The following is a 22,881-nucleotide window of genomic DNA, read 5'->3' on the forward strand; positions in this document are numbered from 1 at the left end:
CCGTCTAATTGAGGTGCTGGGTCGAACTCATTGAGCTGAATGAATCGCCAGGTTCTTGGCTGCTGCGATGCTCTCTGCCAGCGCGTTGTAGTCCGGATTCTCCGGGTAGGCCGCGAGGGGTTTCGCGATCTGCTCGGCGGCGGCGGTCAGGTACGATTGTGCCTTTTCGGAATCAACAGAACGCCAGTACTCGTAGAGGTAGTAGTGCGTGAGAGCCAGGTAGTGGTAGTGCGATACATGAGGATCGTCCGCGGTAGACAGATACTCTTCTTGCGCAAGAAGACTTCGCTCCAGTAGCTCGCGCGCCTCCTCCCTCCTGTCGAGTGAGAGCAGCAGCCCGGCGATCTTGTTCCACTGATTGAACAGTCCGCCGGTGTATGTCCGCCGAGGATACTGATCGACAAGGCCCTGTTGAATGTCAGCGGCCTTCCTGAAGTGGTCCAGCGCTTGCTCCGGATCGTCGTTGCTGCGACATGCAGAGCCGAGAAGGTTATAGGCTTGGGCCGTGTCGTATTTCCGTCCTGGGTTTGTCGGATCAAGTTCCTCCAGGCGCTCGCACACATCGACTTGTTCCTCCGCCAGGTGCAGGTAGTACACAACTGGCGTCTCGTCATCCAGTGTTCTGATCTTCCAGCGAAGCGCAAAGGCATAGTCACTCAGCGCACAGAGATCGTTCGGGTGCTTTTCCAGAACATTCGTGCGCAACTCCACCTCGGCTTCGATGCATTCTCTTGCAAAGTCCAACTCGCCCAAATCGTAGGAGAGTTTCGTCAGGTGCAGGTAATGCGCGCCTGCTCGCTCGGTCGTTACAAGGACCACCTGGGGCACGACGGCAACGGCTTCATCGTATCGGTGCTTTGTCTTGCGAAGGGCCTGCATGAACTCCTCGCGCGTTTCCGGTGTCATTTCCGATCGGTCGATGTCACGATACAGCCCGGAGTATGTGCTCAAGAGATCGGAGGTCTCCTCGATGACACCAACCATACGTGCGTTCCTGGATTTCACGTGAATCGTATATCCGATCCCTCCGATCGCCGCGAATAGCAGAATGAGGATGATGGCATTCCGAATCCGCTGGCGCTGCCGGCCGCGGTGAACTGCTCGAAACAGGTCCGCCCGCTTCTCGGGTTCAGGAATTCTCTCGGCAAGTTGTTTTGCGGTCTTGAAGTCACCCCTCCCGAGAGCCAGATAGGCGCCGGACAGGTATGCCTCGAGAGCCGCAATGAACTCTCCTGTCGTCGGACGCAACTGCTGCGCCGCGGAAAGACTTGCGATCGCGAGTTGACGCAACTCTTCCGGCGCTTGCTCAAGAGCCTGCGAATTCAGATCACCGCGGCAAGCAATGGCGATGGCTTCGTAGGAATGGACTTCCCGATCTTCCCCCGGATGATGCGGTGGATATCCGGTCAGGATTTCGAAGAGGATCCCACCCAACAACCAGACATCGGTTGCCGTTGAAATCACCACGTGAGAATCTGCAAGTTCAGCTTCATTGCTCGGCATTGCTTCCGGCGCGACGTAGTACGGCGTGCCGTAGCAGAGGGTCGACCCAATGGGGATCTGCCGCGCGAAGAGTGCATCGTCCCCCAGCACAAGCAGCGCCGGCCCCCAACTCGCGCGGATCAGCTCATCTCGCGAGCCATTGAAGACGGCGTGTCCCCAATCGCACAAGTATACGCGGCCGTGGGGGCCAACGTAGATGTTCTCAGGCTTGAGGTCCGCGTGAACGATTCCGCGAGTATGAGCGTACTCGACCGTCTGCGCGATGGTCAGGAGTGTCGCGATGTGCGGGGCAAGGCTGTCGCCGGCGCAGAGATCGCTTGATCGTTCGGCAAGCAACTCGCTCCACCACTTGCCATTATCATCCAGCCACTGCGTCAGAAGCAATCCATCTCGCCCACTTCGCGGCACGAGATCATAAACCGGCAACACGCACGGATGCGCCAAGCCGGCCTGGATCAGGGCTTCCTGTTTTGCAGACGCTCTGGTCTTGGAGACGGTCTTGATCGCGAAGCACCGTCGCAATGCAACGTGAGTGGCCTGGACAAGCTTTCGCGTTTCCATGTCGACTAGCTCTTGCGCCGCTTCCGAAGACCGTCGCCGATTTTCTCAATCAAGTCCTCAACAGGCTCCAACGAGAGCTCGCGAATGTCCAACCACTCGTTAATAATCAGCCGCGCCAGCATCGCATCGGGCACACCGCGGAACGTGTACTGGTTCGCAAGAAAGATCAACTCCTCGTAGTTCTCCTCGGAAAGCGTTACCTGAATGCGCTTCTCCGTCGTGCCCGGGCGGACCGTCTTCGGCTCCTCGCCCAGGATCCGCAGAACATCCGTGATCATGATCGCCCCCAACTCCCGATGGATCTGCATCCACTCGAGGATTGCGACATTGAGAACGTCGGCCTCACGCTTCAAATAGCGCGTTGGGAGATATCCCTGCCAAATGCGTAGGAGACGATCGTAATCCTCGCCCGTGAAACTCGGCTGGAGCCTCGGTGCACGCGGGGGTATAGGATCATTCAGTGATTTTGAGGACTTGGGCATCGGCGGTGGAGGGTTTCCCTGGTGAATTGTTGAGGCAAGTGTGCCCCGGTGGCCACAGAAGTCAAGCAAAGCCTTCCATTTTGGCATTCACCTCAATTTGAGGCTTGACGCGCAAGAAGAGATTTGCAATGGATGCACCATCCTGATTGCAGACATATCTTGCAGGAGGCAGTTGCCATGCGTCGGAGAAGTGCTCCCTGGACCAGCGAGGCCCGCATCCCGAGCCTGATCGAATGCAAGTCATCCAGAAGGTCGGGGCACGCAAGTCGGTCACTCCGCGCCTCCCTCATCGGCATTCTGGCACTCGTTTTCGTGCTCGTCCCGACATTGGGAAGAGCAGAGGAAACGCCGATTATCCTGGTGCATGGTGTGTACAGCGACTACAGGATGTGGGGAGAGTGGGATAAGAGCAACGGGGCTTGGGAATCAGGGTCTTTCTTGGACTTTCTGGGAGGTCGAGGCGTTACATTCGGCGGAAGTTTGTACATCGATGGAGATTACAACTCGAGGATCCCGACGCCCTCGGATGTCGGTGTCCTGCTTCCGTACGATTGGAACGGTCGGAAGAAGAAAGGGACATTTCAGCAATTCAGAACGTACTACCCGATGTACCTCCGAGACCAGTCAACTCGGCATGTCTTCACGGTCACAACCAGTGAGGAATCGCGCACATGGGGCAAGGACTACCGCGATGAAGCGACTGAGCTAAGGGCATATATCCAGTGCGTGAGAGAACTGACGGGAGCTTCGAAGGTCATCCTTGTAGGACACAGCAAGGGAGGGTTGGTCACTACGTATTATACACTGAGAAGGAAGTCTGGCGATCCCGTATATGTGGAGGACTTCCCTGGCGAGATCCTCTATCAGAATGATGTCAAGGAAGTCATTACTTTCGGAGCCCCATTCCTCGGGCCGATCCGGCAAATCGATCCTTCCGGGCTCTTCCGCAGACTTCTCAATGAAATCTGGCGAAGTTTCTGGTTATGGCCCGGCGGCAAACTGCCCATGGAGAACTACAACCAATTCGCGTTCGACTCAGACGCAATGAGAGCCCTCAGGGAATGTTCAGCGAACACTGATGTGGAGTATGTTAATCTCGTCGTGGACGATGTCTACGAGAAGGCCGGGAACTCCGATCATGGGCTCGGAGGCTGGTCGCTTTTTGGGTCTCTCTCTCAAACAGGTAGGGAGTTCTTCCGCTATGGGTCTGATGACGTGGTCCCGGTCAGCAGCCAGATCCTAAGAAACGCGCTCAAAGAAGATATAACAAAGTTTGCCGTGGAATGGATTCCGGGGCACACATTCCTTCCGTTGGACTTTAGCGTCCTTCATATTCAGGAGTCGAACAGTGAACTGGTCCAATTGGCCGTCTGGAAGTACATCTCGGAAACAGGATTCTCGGTGAGCGGTATCCTGATTGACGAGGCATCGGGAGAGCCGCTTGGAGGGGCAAGATACCGACTCATCAACATGTCCGATCGAGGAACTGTGCTCTACGAGAACACCTCCCACGATGTAGGTTCCTATTACATCAGCGTCTCATCGACTCCGTCTCAGCCGATCCTGATGCGCCTTGAGGCAGAATCTACAAGTGGAACAAAGGTCCATAGAGATTTTGCTGTCGAGCCTTCTGATCGAAGCATCCAGCTCTCGGAACTCATAGTGCCAACGCCGAGGACGTATCCGTTGACCGGCCAAACCATCTACATGAATGCCGATTCCACACCTCCGATCATCGGGATAGACATGGACCCGAATGACCTCGATGAGTTCATTTCTATCAAGAGCTATCCACATTGGATGATCCCGTCGGCCAAAGAAGGCAATGGAAGGCTGGATGTCGAACTCCGAATCGATCGAAATACGATGCCCGAAGGGCACTCCTCGGATCGCATCCTGGTCTACACATCCGATGCAACTCCCCTCATCATCCCTGTCGAATTTGATAACGTTCATCCCGATAGCGATGCTCACTTCAAAGACGATCTCAGTGCGTTTGTCAAGTCTGCCCGTAACTCCCCCGGCGCCACCTTCAACAAGACCTGGCGCCTTCAGAACAGTGGCACGTCCACGTGGAACAGTTCATACCACCTGACGCACATCGGTGGGGACTTGCTGGGCACACCTACGTCGGTCTCAGTACCGATGTGTGGCCCCGGCCAGGAGGTGGACATCACTGTCCCCATGCGCGTCCCATCAACGCGCGGCGTGTATACAAGCCGCTGGAGAATGCAGGACCCTCAGGGGCGCCTCTTCGGCGACCCGATCTGGGTGACGATTCTTTCGGGCGACGCAAACGAGGCACGATTGGCTGGCCAGTACCCGGCTGGACCCAAGACACTGCTGCCCGGCCAGCGCGCCACGTTCCGAGCCGAATTCGAGAACACCGGATACAGTTTGTGGATGGAAGGTATCGCCGGGGTCGCTTCGGAGGGACATTGCGAGTTGAGAGCGTGCGATGCGAACGGAGTTGTCGGCCCGGACACGTCGCCCTTCGAAAGCCCTCTCTATCCCGGTGACGGCGATGCCCCGCTGTGGATCAACCGGAATCGCGTCGTGTCGCTTCCCGGCGAGGGAACGGCTCCGGGAAACATCGGAACATTTGAGTTCGAAGTCCAGATTCCGAGCACTCTTTCCCCCGGTCGACATGACTGCTACTTCCGGCTCTACGTGACGGAGAATCGCGACGCATCCTACCCCGTTGGCGGAATCGTGAAGTACACGATCGATGTTCCAGCGGGCCAGGTGTCCGCACCGACGCTGGACAACACGCCGCCCTTCGTCGGGTATCTGCGACCCGCCGGCGGCGAGCAACTCCCCGCGGGGCAGATCAAACAGATTCGCTGGGCCGCCTATGACGAATCACGCCTGAGCGGTTCGCTTGTCGCCTCCGCCGGGATCGACCACGTCGTCGTGCAACTGGAGCGATCCGACAACAGCCTGGAGGAACTCGTCGATACTACAGGATTCTCCGATCGAAATCCGCTGTACTATAACTGGCTGGTCTCATTGCCGTCCGGCGATGCTCGACTGGTTGTGACGGCGAGCGATGCAGCGGGAAATACAACGACGATTCGTGGCGAGTGGTTTGAGATCCTCCCCGACTGCGATGGTCTGGAGCGCCCTGTCCTGAGAGATTTCGGCCGCCCGATCGATGGCGATTCCTTCTTCCTGTACTGGCAGAGTGTGCAAGGGGCATCCTCCTATTCGATTCAGGAGAGCGCTTCCTCTGATTTCAATAGTGTGCGCGTGCTCACATCCGATGTTGCGCAATACCGAATCGCTGGTCGCGCTAATGACATCTACTACTATCGGGCAAAGGCCCACAGCGACTGCGGAGAAAGCGCATGGTCGAATACGATCGCCGTTGAAGTCCGCAAGAACCGTGCGCCGTTTGCCGCCTCCAATTTTGCACCAGCCGATGAGACGAGTCGAGTCTCTCTCGATTTGGAATGGCTGTCCTGGAGAGGAGGCGATCCGGACGGGGACAACCTCGAATACATCCTTGGATTTGGCATAGACGCTGATCCACTGCGCCTTGAAAATGGGTATCGCCCATGGCGTACGGGATGGATGGACCAGCCGGCCTGGAGCCTTTCAGATTATGATCTGCAACCTGGAACGACGTACTACTGGTGGGTGGATTCCCGTGATCCGAGAGGCCTCATCACGGAGGGGCCGCTTGTTTCGTTCCGCACAGAGGAAGTCTATCCCGACCTGGCCCCCCTCCACATCAACGTCACCGGAGAGATCTCTCTCACCAATCCCGTGACCGTTTCCGTCGAGGTGTATAACCTCGGCATTCTCGAGTCCTCTTCTTACATTGTGGACTTCTACTACTCGACGAGTCCATCCGAGAAACAACTGCTCCTCGGTACTCTCGTTGGCGCACCCGCGTTAGGGCCTAACGAGCACGTCTGGGTAAACCGCGACGTCACTCTTTCCAGTCTCCAATCGGGGCGCTCCTACATTCTCGCCGACGTCCGAATGAATGGGTCGACACCGGAAAGCAGCCTTGAGAACAACCTCCACTTCTATCCAATCGATTACGCGAATACACAAGCACCTGACATTCACTATTTCTGCATCAGGGGATGCAGCTCCGCTCCGGTCAAAACGGGCATTTCATATGCTATGCAAGCGGCAGTTGAGGATGACATTGGACTGGCAAGCGCCGACTTCGAATACTCCTATGATGGCTTCACCTGGCTGCCGGGGGAGATGGATCGACAGTTGAGCGGTTGGTTCGACACGATTGATTACATCTGGACCGTTCCTTCCAATGCACCCACCGGCGACGGCGCGTTGCAGCTCCGTATCCGCGTCGAGGATACGGATGGCAACATCTCGTCATTTGTGCAAATCAAGGATGTCCGTGATGGCTCGTTGCCAATCGTTCACGTCCTGACTCCAAATGGGGGCGAGAGATGGCCGTTGGGATCGACTCAGACGATCAGCTGGGAATTCGAGTCGGGCAATCCACCAGTCGATCTCGATATTCGGGATAGTGGTGCAGGATTCGTCTGGGAGAATGTCTACGATGCACCGACGCAAGGCTCCATCGAGATCCAGGTCCCCAATTCCGGCGCTTCCGACGAACTCAAGATCGTAATTACGGCCACCGATTCAGAAGGCAACGAGGCGGCCGACGAATCCGATGGCTTCTTCAGCATCTACAATCCGGACAATCCTCCGCCCGCGCCTTGGGGTACGCCGGTAGTCGTCACGGCACCGCCGAGTCGTCCGGATTACTATGCGACAAGCAATTCGCTAAAGAATCCCTCCACAGCAACCGACCAGGCTGGAAACCTCTTCCTCCTGTACGAATACGAGCACCAGGACATCCGTGATTCCCAATCCGGAGACAGTACACTGCACTATGAAACCCAACTGTTCGTTCAGGAGAAGACTTCCACAGGATGGCAACCGGCAGAGCAGATCACAAACTTCGCCGAGTGGACAGACAGGAACGACTGCCCAACCCACGACGACAGGAAGTATTCGCTCTCCGATGCGCAGATCCAAATCGATTCCGATGGGAACCTGCATGTGATCTACATTTGGGGGTATCGCGACAGTTATATGGTCCCGGGTGGTCCTTGCGCGGGACAGATCTATTGCAGTGCGCAATATCATGACGATGTCTACTACATGAAGCGGACAAATGGAACGTGGACCTCTCCTGTCAATATCTCCTACGAATCCGACGCGGGCACAAACACGTCACGAACTAATGGGGCAAAGCTGTTAGTCTCCTCGAATGGGGAGGTTTGTGTCCTTTGGGAGGAAGAAGTCAGAGAATACATTCCCATCGAAGGGCAATGCTGGCGCTACGATTACAGCACTCTATACGCTTCGGAGGTCCTGTACGAGAAGCGTTTCTCCGGGGGCAGTTGGGGATCGTTGATTCCGCATCCGGAGGAGGTCAGAAGGGCGGATTTCGCAATCGATTCGGCGGGCGAGTTGCATGCCCTCATCATGGGCACTGACGTCTCCGGAAACTGCGAGTTGCACTACTACAGCCAATCTGCGGGTACTTGGGGACCGCCAGTCGCAGTGATGACGTACGATCCCGATGGCACGGGCTGCTCATCCAACGTCTCCCTGGCACTCGATTCAAACGATGATCCCCACTTCCTGTGGACCGTGCCGAATATGTCGAATCTCGATCTGTCCCAGGCCAATTATCGGTCGATGGATGGAACGGCTTTGAGCGATGTCCGTGTCGTCGAGACGGGTTGGGACCTTTCGATGTGGCTGGGTGACAAGATGGTTCAAGTGGATGGAGACGACATTCCCCATTTCATCTTCCCAAGGCGGGAGTACATCGAAACCAGTGAAGTTCAATACATCGGCCACCGCCGCGCCATCGAGGGCGTTCTGACCCCAAGTGTCTTGATCTCTGATCGGGGGGAAAGCGTGGCTGCCAGCACTCCCAGCTTCTCCTTTGCGCTTTCGGGAACTGATGTGCACGTCGCCTGGGAAACAAGCAATCAACTGATCGCGTACAACGGCGCGTCCTATACAATGGATGTCGTCGATCCACTGGTCAGCGGTGTCACTGTCGGTGATGGAGTGGGAGGCCTGTCGATCGGGGAAACGGTCGACATTCTCTGGGTGGCGAACGACGACACGGCTGTGTCTTCGCTTGATCTGGAGCTCTCGATCGATGACGGACAGAGTTGGTCTGATATTGCTCTCGATCTTGAGAACACAGGCACTTACTCTTGGACGATCCCGTTGCTCGCGTCCGATCAGTGCATCATTCGCGTGACCGCCGAGGACTACTCGCTGAATCGCGGCAGTGCCAGTTCCTCGCGGTTCACAATCGGAGATTTCACATCGCCCGAGGTACTTCTCTCCAGTCCCTCTGGTGGCGAGACCTTTGTTTCCGGCGATGTCACCCGCATTGAATGGAGTGCTACGGATAACGTGGCAGTGACAAGTCAGAGTCTTGAATACTCCCTCAACAATGGCTCGACATGGGCGCAAATCGCGGCGCCCATCCCCGGTAAAGGCTTCTTTGACTGGACGATTCCTACGGCCAACTCTTCGGCGTGCCTTGTCCGTCTTCGTGCGGTGGATTCCTCTTCGAACATCTCTGAGGATCGTTGTGACACGACCTTCACGGTCCGCATCCAGAATCAACCACCGATCGCTCCCTTTGAACCCATTCCAGCAGATGGCTCCAAGGTCGACAACGCGGCCCCGACGCTGCAATGGCGGTCGTCCGACCCAGACTTAGATACCCTGTCCTACACCGTTTTCCTGGGAGCGCCAGCGCCGACGACTATTGCTTCGGGGCTCACGACACAGACCCTCGCGCTTGATCCCCTGCCCCGGAATGAAACCTACACGTGGCAAGTCGCCGCATTCGACGGAGTCACGACGACAACCGGTCCGGAATGGACTTTCGCGGTGTCGCAATCGTTGATTCCGCCTCGCTGGTTGAATGGCGAGGCGGCAGGTACCGGCTCAATTCAATTGGTATGGGAAGACGACAATGAATCCAGTCCGACGGCCTTCCTCGATCGTCGACTAGCAGGCGCGGCCAATTATCAGAACATCGCCTCGCTCGATTCGCTCGATGAACAATTTGAAGACACCGGTCTCAACCCCAATACGATCTATGAGTATCGGCTCCGCAGCGTGTTCGGCGATGAAGAGGCGGAGAGCTCCAATGAATTCTCCGTCAGCACCCAGAACAGTCATCCCTCGCAACCAACCTGGATCTGGCCCGAGCCATACGCCGTCGATATTCCGACCAGCGCCTCCCTCTCCTGGAATGCATTGGATCCCGATCCTGGGGACTCGCTGGAATTCACTGTCTTCTTCGGTACCTCGAACCCGCCCGTCGAAGTGACCACCCAGACATTGCTGATCTTCACTTCGCCCTCGGAGTTGAACTATGGAACGGAGTACCACGCAATGGTGCGTGCGACCGACAGCCATGGCGACTTCACCGACAGTCCGCTGCTTTCCTTTGTGACCGAAACGGAGCCCCTACCTGACGCGCCGAGTGATCTTGTCGCGTCTCTGGATTCTGCGACAACGATTTCGCTGACGTGGAGTTCTCCCTCACCGCCATTCGTCGGAACCCGCATCGAGCGTGCGATCGGCGCTGCGTCATTTGAGCAAATCTCTGTCACGGATAAATCATCATTCATCGATTCCAATCCTGGAGACTCGGGAGAGACAGTACGCTACCGCGTGAGAACCTTCAATGAATCCGGTGACTCATTGTACTCGAACGAAGCCTCTGTTACGATTCCCTCTCCGACACCAACGCCCATCCCAACGCCTTCCCCAACTCCTTCCGTGGGTGAGCTGTGGATTGTGGTGGAGAATGGGCGTCCAAGCCTATGGGACGCATACGAACCTCACTGGCGGATGCCCAAGTCATCCGATGATTGAGAGTGATGCATTGCCGATGATCTCTCCATCCCATCTGCTGAACGTCAGTGCGCGATCCGGATCTCCATTTGCTTGTCTGTGATAGCGATGACGATGGCCTTATCGAAGTAGAGTCCAATTGGATCGGTGGATCGGACCCGGACGGATGCCATCGTCTGAGTCTCATAGTTGAACTCAATGGCTGTCCGCAATAGTGCGCCGTCGAGTTGGAACGAAGCGTTGTCCGTGTCGCCGGTTCCCGGAACTTGAGCCCAGCTCTAAATTCATATCTTGATTGAGCATATTTCGAGTTGTCGGCGCCTCGTTCGATGGCCCAGAGGAGCGCCTTGATCGCCATCATGCGACCAGATGAGCGCTGGGTTGGAGCACATTCGATCGCTGTCTGTAGCTCCTAGAGCGAGGCGGATTCGTAGTTGGAGAGAGTTCGTGCCAGGGACATGACCGGGCATAAAAACACAGGCGACCTGCCCAAGAGAGAATCTTCAGCTCACGGCAGGAAAATCGTTCTCGACAGAACGTAACAGAATCGCTCTATGCACTCGGATCGATTGCGTCGCGCAAGGCATCGCCGAGCATGTTGAAGGATACCACGGTGAGCAGAACCGGCACTGCCGGAAGGAGCAGCCATGGGAACTGAACAAGCACTCGGACGTGTTGGGCTTCTTCGAGGAGCACGCCCCAACTGGTCATGGGCGAGCGTATGCCGAGGCCAAGGAAACTGAGAGCGGTCTCGCCGAGGATCGTCCCGGGGATCGCCAGCGTGGCGATCACGATCAGGTAGCCGTAGCAGGATGGAATGAGGTGCTTGAAGACGACGTAGCGATCCTTCGCGCCGAATGAGCGGGCAGCCTTGATGAAATCCCGTTCGCGATACGAAAGCACAAGGCCGCGAATCTGGCGCGCCAGCCCTCCCCAACCGATCAGCGAAAGGATCGTGACGATTCCGAAGTAGATCATCAGCGGGCTCCAGTCTGCCGGCAAGGCAGCCGCGAGTGCCATCCAAAGGGGGATCGGCGGGAAGGCCATGAGGAGCTCGATGAAGCGCTGGATCGCGCCATCCACCAGTCCGCCCAGGTAGCCGGAGATCGTGCCGATGACAGTGCCAAGGAAGGTGCTGATAAGAACGCCGACGAGACCGATGGTCAGTGAGATTCGCCCGCCATACAGGATGCGCGAGAAGAGGTCGCGGCCCATACGATCGGTACCGAGAACAAACCACTCCGCACCCTCCGCACCAAACAAATGAAGGTCGGTCTCGACAAGTCCCCAGAACTCATAGGTCGCTCCGCGGGTGAAGAACTTGATCGCGTGGCTTTTCGACTTGTCCAGTTCGTACTCACGCTCAAGGCCGTCTTCGCTGAAGGACATTTTGTAGTCGTACACGAATGGCCAATGCAGGCTGCCGTTCTCCACAATGTGAGGGAGTTGGGGGGGGACATGCACGCGGTGGATGTATGGTTCCTGAGGGCTGTATGGCGAGAGAAAGCCTGCGAACAAGGCCGAACCGTAGAGCAATACGACAATCAGGCCGCCGACAAACCCGAGGCGCGATTTTCGAAACCTCCTCCAGACAAGTTGCCATTGAGACAGAGGGGCCACGCCCTCTTTCTCTTCGAGGACCGCCTGGTTTGCCGCCTGCGGAACTTTCGTTTTCAGCGTGCTCCTATTCATAACGAATCCTCGGGTCCACGATAGCGAGGGCAATGTCGGCCAGCAGGTTTCCGACGAGCAGCGTGGCGCTGAGCATCAGGATCAGCGATCCGGCCAGATACATGTCCTGCACGCGAAGGGCTTCGTAAAGCAGGTATCCGGCGGTCGGCAAGTTCAAGACAATCGAGATGATTGCGGAACCGGAAAGGAGCGTTGGGAGGCTCATGCCGATGATCGAAATCAGTGGATTCACGGCCATGCGCAGGGCGTGCTTTCCGATAACCGCCTTTCGATTCAGGCCCTTTGCGCGGGCCGTGCGAATGTAGGGCTGACCGAGAGTATCGATGGTGCTGCCGCGCATGATGCGCATCAAGCCAGCCGTTCCGTTCACCGCGACGATTAGTGCGGGGACCGGGAGGTGCTTCAGCAGATCCACGAACTTCCCCCACGTCCACGGACTGAACTGGTACTCGGGCGAGAAGAGGCCGATGAAGCTGTAGTCCAGAACAAACACACCGAATACCAGCAGGAATAACGCGAGAAGGAACTCGGGCAGGGACATGCCGATGAAACTGACGGAACTGATCACATTGTCCTCGATTTTGTACTTCTTCATCGCGGCGTACATCCCCAGGGGCACCGCAATGATGTACACGAAGAGGAAACTGCACGCGGAAATAAGCAGTGTGAAACCGAGATAGCTCCAGATCAGCTCGTTCACTTCGCGCTGGTATGCGAAGGATTCACCAAAGTCACCGCGGGTGACGATGCCCTTTATCCAGAGCAAGTACTGAATGTGTGCAGGCTTGTCGAGGCCGTAGCGGCGCTCGAGTTGCTCAACCTGGATCATCGAGCTTGTATCGGCCCCGAGAGATTCGAGCTCGATAATCTTCTGTTCAATGAAACTGCCAGGCGGCAATTGGATGATGATGAAGCTGATCAGCGAAATCGCAAACAGCATCGGCACAAAAACCAGGAGCCGGCGGAGTATGAAGTGACCCATCTATTCGCCCTCCTCCTGACGCTTCTGGTACAAGTCGATGTAGAATTGCTCCGGGAATTTCGATGCCGGTTGGGTGATTGCCCAAGGGCCGAGGATGCCGGTATCGGGCACGTTCTTGAAGTAGTTCTTCGTTACGACCAAGGCAGGTTGCCGTCCCGAGGTGCCGAACATGAATGGACCTTCTTCGAGCTGAATCTCGATGGCATCGAGCACCAGGCCGTGGCGCTTCTGGAGATCCGGTTCCGTCTTGGCCTGTTCATACAACTCGATCAGGTCCTTCATGAAACCCTCTGGGGCTTCGCCTTCCTTGCCTCCTGTGGAGTACCAGCGGCCGACGCGCGGGTGCCAGGTCTTTGCGTCAGTGGGGAATGCATAGCCGGGAAATGTGAAGAGGTCCATTTCGGAGTTGTGCTGCATGTACATGTCGTAGTCGCCATTTGTGATACGAGTCCACAGGTCGGTGGACATGGCACGGCGCACAATGACGTTGATTCCCACGGCACGCCAATCATCGGCGATCAGTGCGGCCTCATCTACGGCGATCGGATCGTCGAATGTATCAATCGTCAGACTGAAGGGTCGGCCGTTATGCATGCGGAAGCCGTCTTCATCGCGTTCGGTCAGTCCTGCGGCGTCGAGATATTCCTTCGCTTCTTCTGGCTCGAAGGCAGACCAGTTGGTTGTCCATTCGTGGCGAACGCGTTCACCTCGGGGGGAATTGAAGTGCCAGGATTCGTCCGTGATAGCGGCAGCCTGTGGACGGGACAGTCCGTGCCAAATGACCTGGTTGATCTTTTCGCGATCGATAGCCAGGGCGAGACCCCGACGGAAGTTCTTATCGCGAAAGAGCTCTCGTCGCTCCGGATCCGGCGGCGATAGATTCGGAAAAACGGCGTGCCATGCGGCGGTTCCCTCTTCCCACGCGTTGACTCTGTAGCCTCCGCGATCGGCAAACTCCTTGAGCATCGCGTAGTCGCCAAGTGCAACCCGGCGGAACTGGGCATCGATATCGCCGGCGATGATCATCAGCACGCCGGTCTCTGAGTTCTGAACGCGAAAAGATTCGAATCGGTCGATGTAGGGCAGTTGGCGCCCCTCTGGATCGGTGGCCCAGTAATACGGATTGCGCTCGAACACGACGCGATCGCCTGTCTTTGAGGCAAACGTCAACATCCAAGGCGAGAGGGTTGGGCGCTCCACATTGTCCACCACGTTGTTGCGGCGGTTGAATTCGGTAAAATCCTCGTAGTCGGAGAAGTCCGGGTGGAACTTCTTCAAGTAGTGTGACGGGAGAATTACGGTTTCAGGGACCCAAAAGCCGGTAGCCATAATGATCGGCAGGAAGTAGAAGGCCTCCTTGTACTTGAACGTCACGGTGTACTCATCGGGCGCCGAGACTTCCATTTGTTCGCCGCGAGAGAAGGCCCACTCGGGCGGGACGATGCCGACACGATCATCGTTGCACAGATCCCACCAAAACAGGATGTCCTTGCTGTTGAAGTCGTCGCCATCCGACCACTTCACTCCCTTGCGAAGATGAAACGTGATTTCGTTTCCCGCGTCGTTGAATTCCCAGGACTCCGCAAGACCCGGAATGATGTCGGATACTTCCGGGTTCCAGCGCGTCAGTGTGTAGTAGTTGTTGATCAGCCGAACAGTGACCATGTCCTGGGCGATGTGGTAGTGCCGCCAGGTGCCTCCGTAGAGTCCCGGTTCGTTCACAGGTTCAACGATCATGGGACTTTCGGGGAGCCGTTCGCTCAAGGGCGGAAGATCACCCGCGCGCACCTTGGCCTTCAGCACCGGGGATTCCTTCAGGCGGAGATTGGCCTCCTTGCTCAGCTCCTCGTACAACACGGTATTCTCGTCCTGCGGGCCGGAATCCGTGCAAGAGGCGAATAGCGGGAGGATGAGCAGCAATACGATGATGCCTCTCATTTCGAGCCCCTCCCTTGCAGTTCCAGTTCCTCGCTGAAGTGACACGCAGCCATGTGATTAGGCGTCACTTCCCGGAGCGGGGGAACTTCGCTGGAACATTTCTCTCTGGCGTAGGCACAGCGCGTGTGGAAAGGACAACCGGACGGCGGTGCGGCGGGATCGGGCACATCGCCCTGCAGATGATCCGGTCTTTCCAAGCGCGCATCCGGATGAGACACGGGGATGGCACTGAGGAGACTTTCGGTGTATGGATGTTGCGGATTGAGGTAGATTCTCTCGGACTTGGCCAATTCGACAATCCTGCCTAAGTACATGACGGCCACGCGATCGCTCATGTACTTCACGACATCCAGGTTGTGAGCGATGAAGAGGTACGTGAGATTGTGCTTCCTCTTCAGTTCCTTGAGCAGATTCAGAATCTGCGACTGCACAGAAACGTCGAGGGCAGAAACCGGTTCGTCTGCGATCACGATTCGCGGGTTCAATGCCAGTGCCCGTGCGATGCCGATGCGTTGCTTCTGTCCGCCCGAAAACGAATGCGGAAATCTCCGCGCCTGCAGAGGATTCAGCCCGACGGTCTCGAGCAATTCCGCGACGCGTTCCTTCAGCGCCTGGCCCCTCAATTCATTGTGTATCACCAGTGGCTCCGCGACGATTTCCCCAACCGACATACGCGGGTTCATGGACGAAGACGGGTCTTGGAAGATGATCTGCAATTGCCGGCGCACGTGCTTCATCTCGTCCTGCCCCAGAGGCAGGATACTGCCCAGCGTTCCATTCGCTCGCACGAGGATTTCGCCCTCGGTTGGTTCGATCAACCGGAGCACGGTTTGCACGAAAGTGGATTTTCCGCAGCCGCTCTCCCCCACCAGCCCTAGCGTTTCGCCCTCGTGCAGCTTCAGACTGACACCGTCAACGGCATGAATGTGTCCAACCGTGCGACGGAATAATCCGCGCCGGATCGGAAACAACGTCTTTAGGTCGCGAGTCTCCAGGACCACCTTGTCTTGGTTGGTCTCCACGCTCATGCCTTTTCCTTCTCCAGCAAACTCGGATCGAGAGTCTCTTCATCCTGATAAATCCAACAACTGACCTTGTGCGTTTGCTCCGACAGGGGCATCAGTGTTGGCGAATACTTGCAGATGTGCATTTCCTCGGGACAACGGCCGCGAAAGGGGCAGCCCTCTGGAACATGGCGATGATCAGGGACGGAGCCGGCGATACGTTCCAGCGGCCTGCTCGGATCCGATTCTGGCCGGGGAACACTGGCAAAGAGTCCCTGTGTATAAGGATGCTTCGGATTGTCGAAGAGTTCCTTCACAGGCCCGCTCTCGACAACCTTGCCGAGATACATCACGACCACCTCGTCGGCGATTTCAGCCACCACTCCCATGTCATGCGTGATGAATAGAATCGACATCCCAAAGAGCTCCTGAGTGGACCTCAGCACATCGAGTACCTGCGCCTGAATCGTTACGTCGAGAGCCGTCGTTGGTTCGTCTGCGATCAGCAGCGCCGGGTTACATGACAAGGCCATGGCGATCATTGCACGCTGACACATGCCACCGGAGAGCTGATGGGGATATTCGTCGTAGCGTCGATCCGGCGCGGGGATACCGACCTCGCTGAGGAGATCGACGGCAAGCATCTTGGCCTTCACCTTATCAAGGCCCTGGTGTAAGCGGATCGCCTCGCTGATCTGGTTGCCAATTGTGAACACTGGAGTCAGAGAACTCATCGGCTCTTGGAAGATCATGGCGATCTTGTTGCCGCGAATGGATCGAATCTCCTCGCCCTCTGCCGCCAACTTCAAGAGATCTACGGGCTCGTTTTCCCAAGAGTGCTTCCCCGCGCGGAAGAGAATCTCTCCTCCGGCGATGCGGCCCGGTGGATCCACGAGCCGCAGAATCGACAGACCGGTCACGCTTTTTCCGCAGCCACTCTCGCCCAGTAGGGCTACTGTCTTATTGCGTGGAATTTCGAAGGAGACATCACGCACTGCGTGCACCACGCCATCCTCTGTGTCGAAGGAGACGGATAGATTGTTAATCTCCAAGATCGGCGTCTTGATGGCTTTGCCCTCGGTCATTGCTTCCCCGCGCTCCAGATCGACTTCATCGGCCAGGCTGTGAGCTTCGTTATCGTGGCAGTGCCGCCGGTGCTGAAGGCGCCAACTTCGATCGAATCAGTGCGTTCAGGATACACCCGCGTGGTGAATGCACCGCGTCCGTTGGCCGCAAAGACTTCGATCACGGAATGGTCGATGAAGATGTGCAGCCGCAGGGGCTCACCCTCGTCCAAAGCAAATGGCCCCTCCTGAACATCCCGCGCCACGTTCTTCTGGAAGCTTGATTGCGTGCGGTCGAGGATGAACTTCTTTGCTCCGTAGTCATAGATCAGGCGTGTCTCTTCTTCACCGCCGGGCGAGCGCATCAGTGCCAGGCCGAATTGCTCCGCGTTCCCACGATCTACCTCGAGCAGCAGTTCCAAAGCGCGTCCGCCTATACCGTCCAGCACGTCCGTCTCCGGCGAACTCACGGGCACATCGCGCAGTTTAGTGGGCTCGCCTCGGAGTTGCTGAAGTTCATCGAGGGGTTGTTGCAACAGACGTCCGCGCTCGTCCAATGACCACACTCGTGGCAGTCCATAGAGGTGCGCCCAACCTGCAGCCAACTGGTCCTCGGAACTGCGCTGCTCCGGAACAATTCCGATCGCGATTGTGCGGCCTCGATCGTCGGTCGTGACGGCCGGACTGAGGTAGTGATTGATGATCTCCAGTCGTGTGGGCTCCGTCTTCTCCGGGATGAACTTCTGATTCTTCCATTCTCCCAGCCAATATGAGTTACGGCCCGGCATTTCAGTGACACCAAAGAAGTACTTCTCCCCCAGGTCTACGACGACCGGCATTTCCCAAAAGAAACCGGACTCGGCACGCTTGCCGATCATCAACGGCCCCAAGTACTTCCAGTCGAGGAGATTCTCCGACTCATAGAGCAGAGCTGTTCCGCCAACATCCGGCACGCCTGCACCGACGACGCAATACCACGTAGCGTCTTCCTTCCACACATACGGATCGCGGAAGTCCATGAATGCGCCGGGGGGACGACTGGAGATGATCGGATTGTCGGGCGAGGGCTTGAAGTGGCGAGCCTCTTCATCGCCACGAGCCAAGCCAATTCGCGCCCTGGAGCCATCCACCGCGGTGTAGATCAGTGACAAGACACCGTGGTCGTTCACGGCATCGCCGGACCAGGCGCCTTCCTGGCTCATGCCAGGCTGAGGTGCCAATGCGATAGGATATTCCTCCCAGTGAACCAGATCGTCGCTCGCCATGTGCCCCCAGTGAATAAAGGCCCAGTAGGGTCCACTCGGATTGTTCTGATAGAAGAGGTGGTACTTCCCATCATCCATCTGGACAAGACCGTGGGGCTCGTTGGTCCAGTCGGATGCGGGCATGACATGAAACTGAGGACGGAGATGATCCGCTTCGAATCGATCCGGGCGGACGGTCAGGTCCGGCTGAGCGGGCGGATTGCCATTTGCGAATTCTGCAGCTATCTCGGCAGGATCCATGGCGCGGTCGTAGATTTTCACTTCATCGATCAGACCGTTAAAGACACCCATTGGAAACAGGTCGACGACGAATGGCGTTTCATTGTCGCGGCCGATCAGGAGATCTGCGTCTTCGGCACGGTGAATGGGCGCGTTCAGAACGACCGAGCGCTCCACTTCCTCCCCATTCAGGAAGAGGGCCAGGCCGCTCTCTGAGTCCATGGTGGCGGCCACGTGTACCCATTCATCTTTCGGCAGAAGTTCCGGCGCCCAGATTGCATGCCAGATGCCACCGATGTTAATTCGGAATCCCCATTGGCCAAACTTCGTCACGCCGAACGTGTAACCTGCTTCAGCATTGTGTTGATTGATGAACGGCGCAAAGGCGGGAGGATAGACCTTCGCTGCTATCCATGCCTCTATCGTGAAAGAGTCCGTCAACATAGGGGCGCACCCACCGTCGCGCTCCACCCAGGTCGAGAAGCCGTCGAGCAGGAGTGCATCACCCGCCGCGCCGGCGCGGTACTCGGGCCGACCGTAATTGTTTGCAATCGGATCGACCATGCCACTTGCGAGGTCGAGCACAGTATCCTTGCTTTCGCGATCGAAACGCCACCATGCCAACAACGATGGATCATCAATAGGCCGCGGATTCGGTGTGGCCAGATAGCCCAGCAAATTCGCGGTGAAAACCTCGAGCGTACTGCGTTGGGAGTTGGGCGATTCTGTGTGCCAGTCGAAAGCTCCCGAGCCAACAACGATCACCTTGCCGCGGCCGAGTCGATACTCACCGGCAGCGACTTTGTTAATCGTATTTTCGTTGTCAGCCAGCCAGATGCCGTCGAAGTCCGACGGCGAATCCCACCATGCCAGCACGTTGTCGACGGATGTGCCATCTGCAACTGTCAGAAACGGGTTCGGCAGGTTTGCAAAGACAGGATGGCTTTCGCACCAGGCACGAAATCCCCAGCCGTCACTGCGCGACGGATCGCGCAGAACCGTTGTGGGCGGCGTGTCTTCGATCCCAAGCGGCACCGCGTATTGCACGGCAAAGCCGGTCAGTAGCAGTCCGCCACCGTCCTTGATGTAGTTTCGCAACAACGCAGTTGTATCTGGCTCCAGGGCCTCTTCGGAAAGTTCAATGTTCGCCGCTTCGTGCCACCAGAGCACATCGAAGTCGCTCACTGGGTGTGTCGTGAGATCGGCGAAAGGGACATATTCTGCAACGGCATTCTCAGCCGCCCAATCGTATGCAGCGCCCTCCTCGGCGGTCAGCATGTCAGTGCGCATCGCGGCGCCAAGCAGTCCAATGCGCACTTTGCGTTCGGCAAAATGTCGTACTAATTCAGCAGGATCGGGTCGTGAATTTTCCTCGGCGCCAAGGTACACGAGAGTATTCTCCGTCAGCTTCTCAAGGTTCTTGCGGTTCTGGTTCTCACGGCCATCGATTTGCCACTCGAAGGCACCGGCCCCAATGACGATGACCTTGCCCGAGCCGACGCTGTATTCGCCCATGGCGACCTTTCCGCCGTCCCATTCCAGATCTGCCAGCCACCGACCGTGAAACTGTGCTGGATCGTCCCACCAGCAGATGTTGTTCTGCACACGAAGCCCCTCAGACAAAACATGAATAGGGCCTTCGAAATCCCTAAAGGCGGGATGGTTCTCCACCCGGGGCTGGAAGCCCCAGACGCCGCTGGTCTGGAAATCGGATTCGATGCTGGTCGGAGGTGTGTTTTCGATCCCAAGGTTCACGACGTATTGAGCCGCGAACCCCGACAACAAGACACCTCCACCATCCTCGACGAATTCCCTGACTCGCCGAATCGTTTCAGGCACCGTGGCTTGAGACGGAAGATTCGTGTCTGCCGTATAGTGCCACCAGATCGCCGTTGCGCCATCTAGCGCGTCGTCTTCCCTCGCCAAATCATTCAGAGAAATATAGCGCGTTTCGAGATTCTCGCCGGCCCATTCGTAGGCCTCGTGAGCCTCCGATTCGACGTCGGCAAACGCGTTCACCTGACCGATGAGGGCCAACGTCCCTGCGGTCGCTGTCGTCGGCAGCATGGCTCCGGCGAAGAGAACGAATAGTAGGTTCCTGTAGAAGGATATCGCTCTGGTCATGAGATGTTGGTCCATATGGATTTCATTTTCCAAACGCGAAGGGCCTTAACCACGGCTGTTCCTCCGGCCGCATACATGTCCACACCCACCGAGTCGTCCCGCTCCGGATAGACGCGCGTCGTAAGACAAGCGCGATAATTCGCGTAGATCTCCATAATCGATCGATCCACGAATATGCGAAGCCTCAACGTCTCTCCATCCTTCAAAACTACGGGAACCTTCTTGTTATTGCGGTCCGTCTCGGGGTTTCGGCTGGAACGTTCCTGATTCACGATGAGGGCTTTCTCACCCTGGTCAAAGAAGATGATAGTTTCTTCCTCGCGATCGGGCGATTGGCGCAGGCGGAAGCCAACCTCGCGCACGTCACGCAAATCTATTTCCGCCTCGATCTCCAACATGTCGCCTTTGACTTCCGGCAACAGGTTAGCCCCCCCATCCGGAACGGAGAGGTCATCACAGGACCACTCATCACCGCGCAATACTCGCAGTTCTGGAATGGGCTCGATCTGTAGCTCGCCATCGTCGCCCAGCGTCAATACGCGCGGAAGCGTCTGTACGCTTGCCCAGCCCGCCTTCCACTGAGAGCGATCGCTGCGGGCCTCTGGACTCCACGCCATCATCACGCGACGACCTTTTCCATCCAGTTGCACGTGCGGCGCGTAAAAACTTCCCTTCGCGTCGATCTCGCCGTGTGTTTCCGGGAAGAAATGATGGTCCTCGTATCGCCCGACGAAGTACTGCACATTGCCGTAGGGCTCATGCGAGATCAGCAGTACCCAGCGATCGCCCAGCGGGAAGAACGATGGGCATTCCCAAACCGTGTGGCTCAGCCCCTCGCTGCCGGTTAAGAGGGAATGCAAATACTCCCACTCAAGCAGATCTTGCGACCGGTAGAGTGGCAGAAAGCCGCCCTGATCCTCGACGCCTGAACCGACGATCATGTAGTAGTGTCCATCGTCTTCCTTCCACACCCAGGGATCGCGGAATCCGCAGGCAGCGATGCCTTTCGGTGGTGCGGGGACTACAGGATTTTGATCTGCCTTCTTGAATTCACGCAAACACTCATCGGCATAGACCAGACATTGGCACTCGGGATACACGCCGGTGTAGAGCAACGCCGGTCGGCCGTCGTGTTCAATCGTGCATCCAGAGAAACATCCATCCCGGTCCGGCCCGTCCGGTGATGGAGCCAATGCGATGGGCAGATGGCGCCAAAAAACAAGGTCCTCCGATACGGCATGTCCCCAGTGCATCGTTCCCCAGTAGGGGCCGTTTGGATTGTGCTGGTAGAAGAGATGAAACTCGCCCTTCCAGTAGAACATCCCGTTCGGATCGTTCATCCACAGGGCACGGGGAAGGAAATGGAAGGCCGGGCGCTGTGGATCTCTCGCTGCACGAGCCGCCAGCGCGTCTTCCATTTCGGCCTGCCTTTGAGCAATGTCCTTTGCGCGTTGGAGCACAGTTTCCGAGCCTCCAGAGAGCCAGACGATTTCCTCGTCCGTAATGGAACGATCCCAGAACACCGCATGGACGATCTTGCCGGAGAAACGATGTATGGCCTTGCCATCCTGCCACTCACCACCAATTACCAACGGTCCCGCTGGCCGGCGCAAACGCCCCGAAGCGGTGCCATGATGGTGCAACAATTGACCGTCCACGTAAAGGTCCAAACGATTGCCGGTGTAGCGCACTACGATATCGTGCGCGTCGTGGTCCTGGAGCAGATTGAATGGAACCTGCAGGAAGTATAGCTCCAACTCCGTTCCCCATTCGACGATCACGTTGAGCGGTGAGACACCATCGCCCACGGAGAGGCGCAACAGTCGGTCCGTCGCATCGGTTCCTGCAGACAAAATTGTGCACTCCCCAATGTCCTTGGGCAGTGTCAGCCGAACGGCAAAGGAGAACTGCTCCGCCTCTGCCGCGACGATCGCATCGAGGCCTTCCTGTGTCACGAGGCTGCCGTTCTTGAAGACTGCGGAGCCCAGCGTGAGATCCAGATTGCCAACGGGCTCGACTGAAACCTGTCCATTTCGAGTGCGGCCTTTCAGATCCTCAAACTGCCATTGCAGCAGGGCATCCTCAAAAGGGCTGAGCGTCGCGTCGCGCCGCCTCTTATCTGTTTGTCCAATTGCGGTTGGCATCATTCATTTG

Annotated in this window: 10 protein-coding genes; 1 reads left to right on the plus strand and 9 read right to left on the minus strand. The window is 57.0% G+C overall.

The window, feature by feature from the left end; translation table 11 throughout:
- Nucleotides 1–27: 27 nt before the first annotated feature.
- Both KQI84_02890 and KQI84_02895 read right to left on the minus strand, forming a co-directional pair.
- A complete protein-coding gene (locus KQI84_02890; GenBank protein MCB2153808.1) occupies nucleotides 28–2,064 on the minus strand; it encodes a hypothetical protein in 2,037 nt (678 codons plus the stop codon).
- Nucleotides 2,065–2,069: 5 nt separating this feature from the next.
- Nucleotides 2,070–2,546, minus strand: a complete 477-nt coding sequence (locus tag KQI84_02895; protein ID MCB2153809.1) for a hypothetical protein — start codon at nucleotides 2,544–2,546, stop codon at nucleotides 2,070–2,072.
- A gap of 177 nt (nucleotides 2,547–2,723) precedes the next feature.
- On the opposite strand from KQI84_02895, the gene KQI84_02900 reads away from it, so the two are divergent.
- A complete protein-coding gene (locus KQI84_02900) occupies nucleotides 2,724–10,460 on the plus strand; it encodes a hypothetical protein (protein ID MCB2153810.1) in 7,737 nt (2,578 codons plus the stop codon).
- A gap of 531 nt (nucleotides 10,461–10,991) precedes the next feature.
- On the opposite strand, the gene KQI84_02905 is transcribed toward KQI84_02900, so the two are convergent.
- From KQI84_02905 to KQI84_02935, 7 genes are read right to left on the minus strand one after another with little or no spacing between them, the layout of a single operon-like run.
- Nucleotides 10,992–12,131 carry an ABC transporter permease gene (locus KQI84_02905; protein ID MCB2153811.1) on the minus strand — a complete coding sequence of 380 codons (1,140 nt, stop codon included), beginning with the start codon at nucleotides 12,129–12,131 and terminating at the stop codon, nucleotides 10,992–10,994.
- Nucleotides 12,124–13,113: an ABC transporter permease gene (locus tag KQI84_02910; GenBank protein ID MCB2153812.1), complete on the minus strand. Its 990-nt coding sequence runs from the start codon at nucleotides 13,111–13,113 to the stop codon at nucleotides 12,124–12,126. Before KQI84_02910 ends, KQI84_02905 begins: the two co-directional genes overlap by 8 nt.
- The gene (locus KQI84_02915; GenBank protein ID MCB2153813.1) at nucleotides 13,114–15,051 is read right to left on the minus strand and encodes an ABC transporter substrate-binding protein; all 1,938 of its coding nucleotides are present in this window, start codon (nucleotides 15,049–15,051) and stop codon (nucleotides 13,114–13,116) included. It abuts the gene before it with no gap.
- Nucleotides 15,048–16,079 carry an ATP-binding cassette domain-containing protein gene (locus KQI84_02920; GenBank protein ID MCB2153814.1) on the minus strand — a complete coding sequence of 344 codons (1,032 nt, stop codon included), beginning with the start codon at nucleotides 16,077–16,079 and terminating at the stop codon, nucleotides 15,048–15,050. Before KQI84_02920 ends, KQI84_02915 begins: the two co-directional genes overlap by 4 nt.
- Nucleotides 16,076–17,140, minus strand: coding sequence for an ABC transporter ATP-binding protein (locus KQI84_02925; protein MCB2153815.1), 1,065 nt, complete (start codon nucleotides 17,138–17,140; stop codon nucleotides 16,076–16,078). The genes KQI84_02920 and KQI84_02925 overlap by 4 nt, the downstream gene beginning before the upstream one ends.
- Entirely contained in the window at nucleotides 17,137–20,727 is a 3,591-nt protein-coding gene (locus KQI84_02930; protein MCB2153816.1) for a DUF4960 domain-containing protein, read from the minus strand. The genes KQI84_02925 and KQI84_02930 overlap by 4 nt, the downstream gene beginning before the upstream one ends.
- Nucleotides 20,724–22,874 carry a GH32 C-terminal domain-containing protein gene (locus KQI84_02935; protein ID MCB2153817.1) on the minus strand — a complete coding sequence of 717 codons (2,151 nt, stop codon included), beginning with the start codon at nucleotides 22,872–22,874 and terminating at the stop codon, nucleotides 20,724–20,726. Before KQI84_02935 ends, KQI84_02930 begins: the two co-directional genes overlap by 4 nt.
- Between the last annotated feature and the right edge of the window lie 7 nt (nucleotides 22,875–22,881).

Source organism: bacterium, assembly GCA_020444065.1.
In the GTDB taxonomy this organism is placed as follows: Bacteria; Sumerlaeota; Sumerlaeia; order SLMS01; family JAHLLQ01; genus JAHLLQ01.

Coding starts and splice junctions, on each gene's coding strand:
- KQI84_02915 (MCB2153813.1), bottom strand. CDS start 15,051: ATGAGAGGCATCATCGTATTGCTGCTCATCCTCCCGCTATTCGCCTCT.
- KQI84_02905 (MCB2153811.1), bottom strand. CDS start 12,131: ATGAATAGGAGCACGCTGAAAACGAAAGTTCCGCAGGCGGCAAACCAG.
- KQI84_02910 (MCB2153812.1), bottom strand. CDS start 13,113: ATGGGTCACTTCATACTCCGCCGGCTCCTGGTTTTTGTGCCGATGCTG.
- KQI84_02895 (MCB2153809.1), bottom strand. CDS start 2,546: ATGCCCAAGTCCTCAAAATCACTGAATGATCCTATACCCCCGCGTGCA.
- KQI84_02920 (MCB2153814.1), bottom strand. CDS start 16,079: ATGAGCGTGGAGACCAACCAAGACAAGGTGGTCCTGGAGACTCGCGAC.
- KQI84_02930 (MCB2153816.1), bottom strand. CDS start 20,727: ATGACCAGAGCGATATCCTTCTACAGGAACCTACTATTCGTTCTCTTC.
- KQI84_02925 (MCB2153815.1), bottom strand. CDS start 17,140: ATGACCGAGGGCAAAGCCATCAAGACGCCGATCTTGGAGATTAACAAT.
- KQI84_02890 (MCB2153808.1), bottom strand. CDS start 2,064: ATGGAAACGCGAAAGCTTGTCCAGGCCACTCACGTTGCATTGCGACGG.
- KQI84_02900 (MCB2153810.1), top strand. CDS start 2,724: ATGCGTCGGAGAAGTGCTCCCTGGACCAGCGAGGCCCGCATCCCGAGC.
- KQI84_02935 (MCB2153817.1), bottom strand. CDS start 22,874: ATGATGCCAACCGCAATTGGACAAACAGATAAGAGGCGGCGCGACGCG.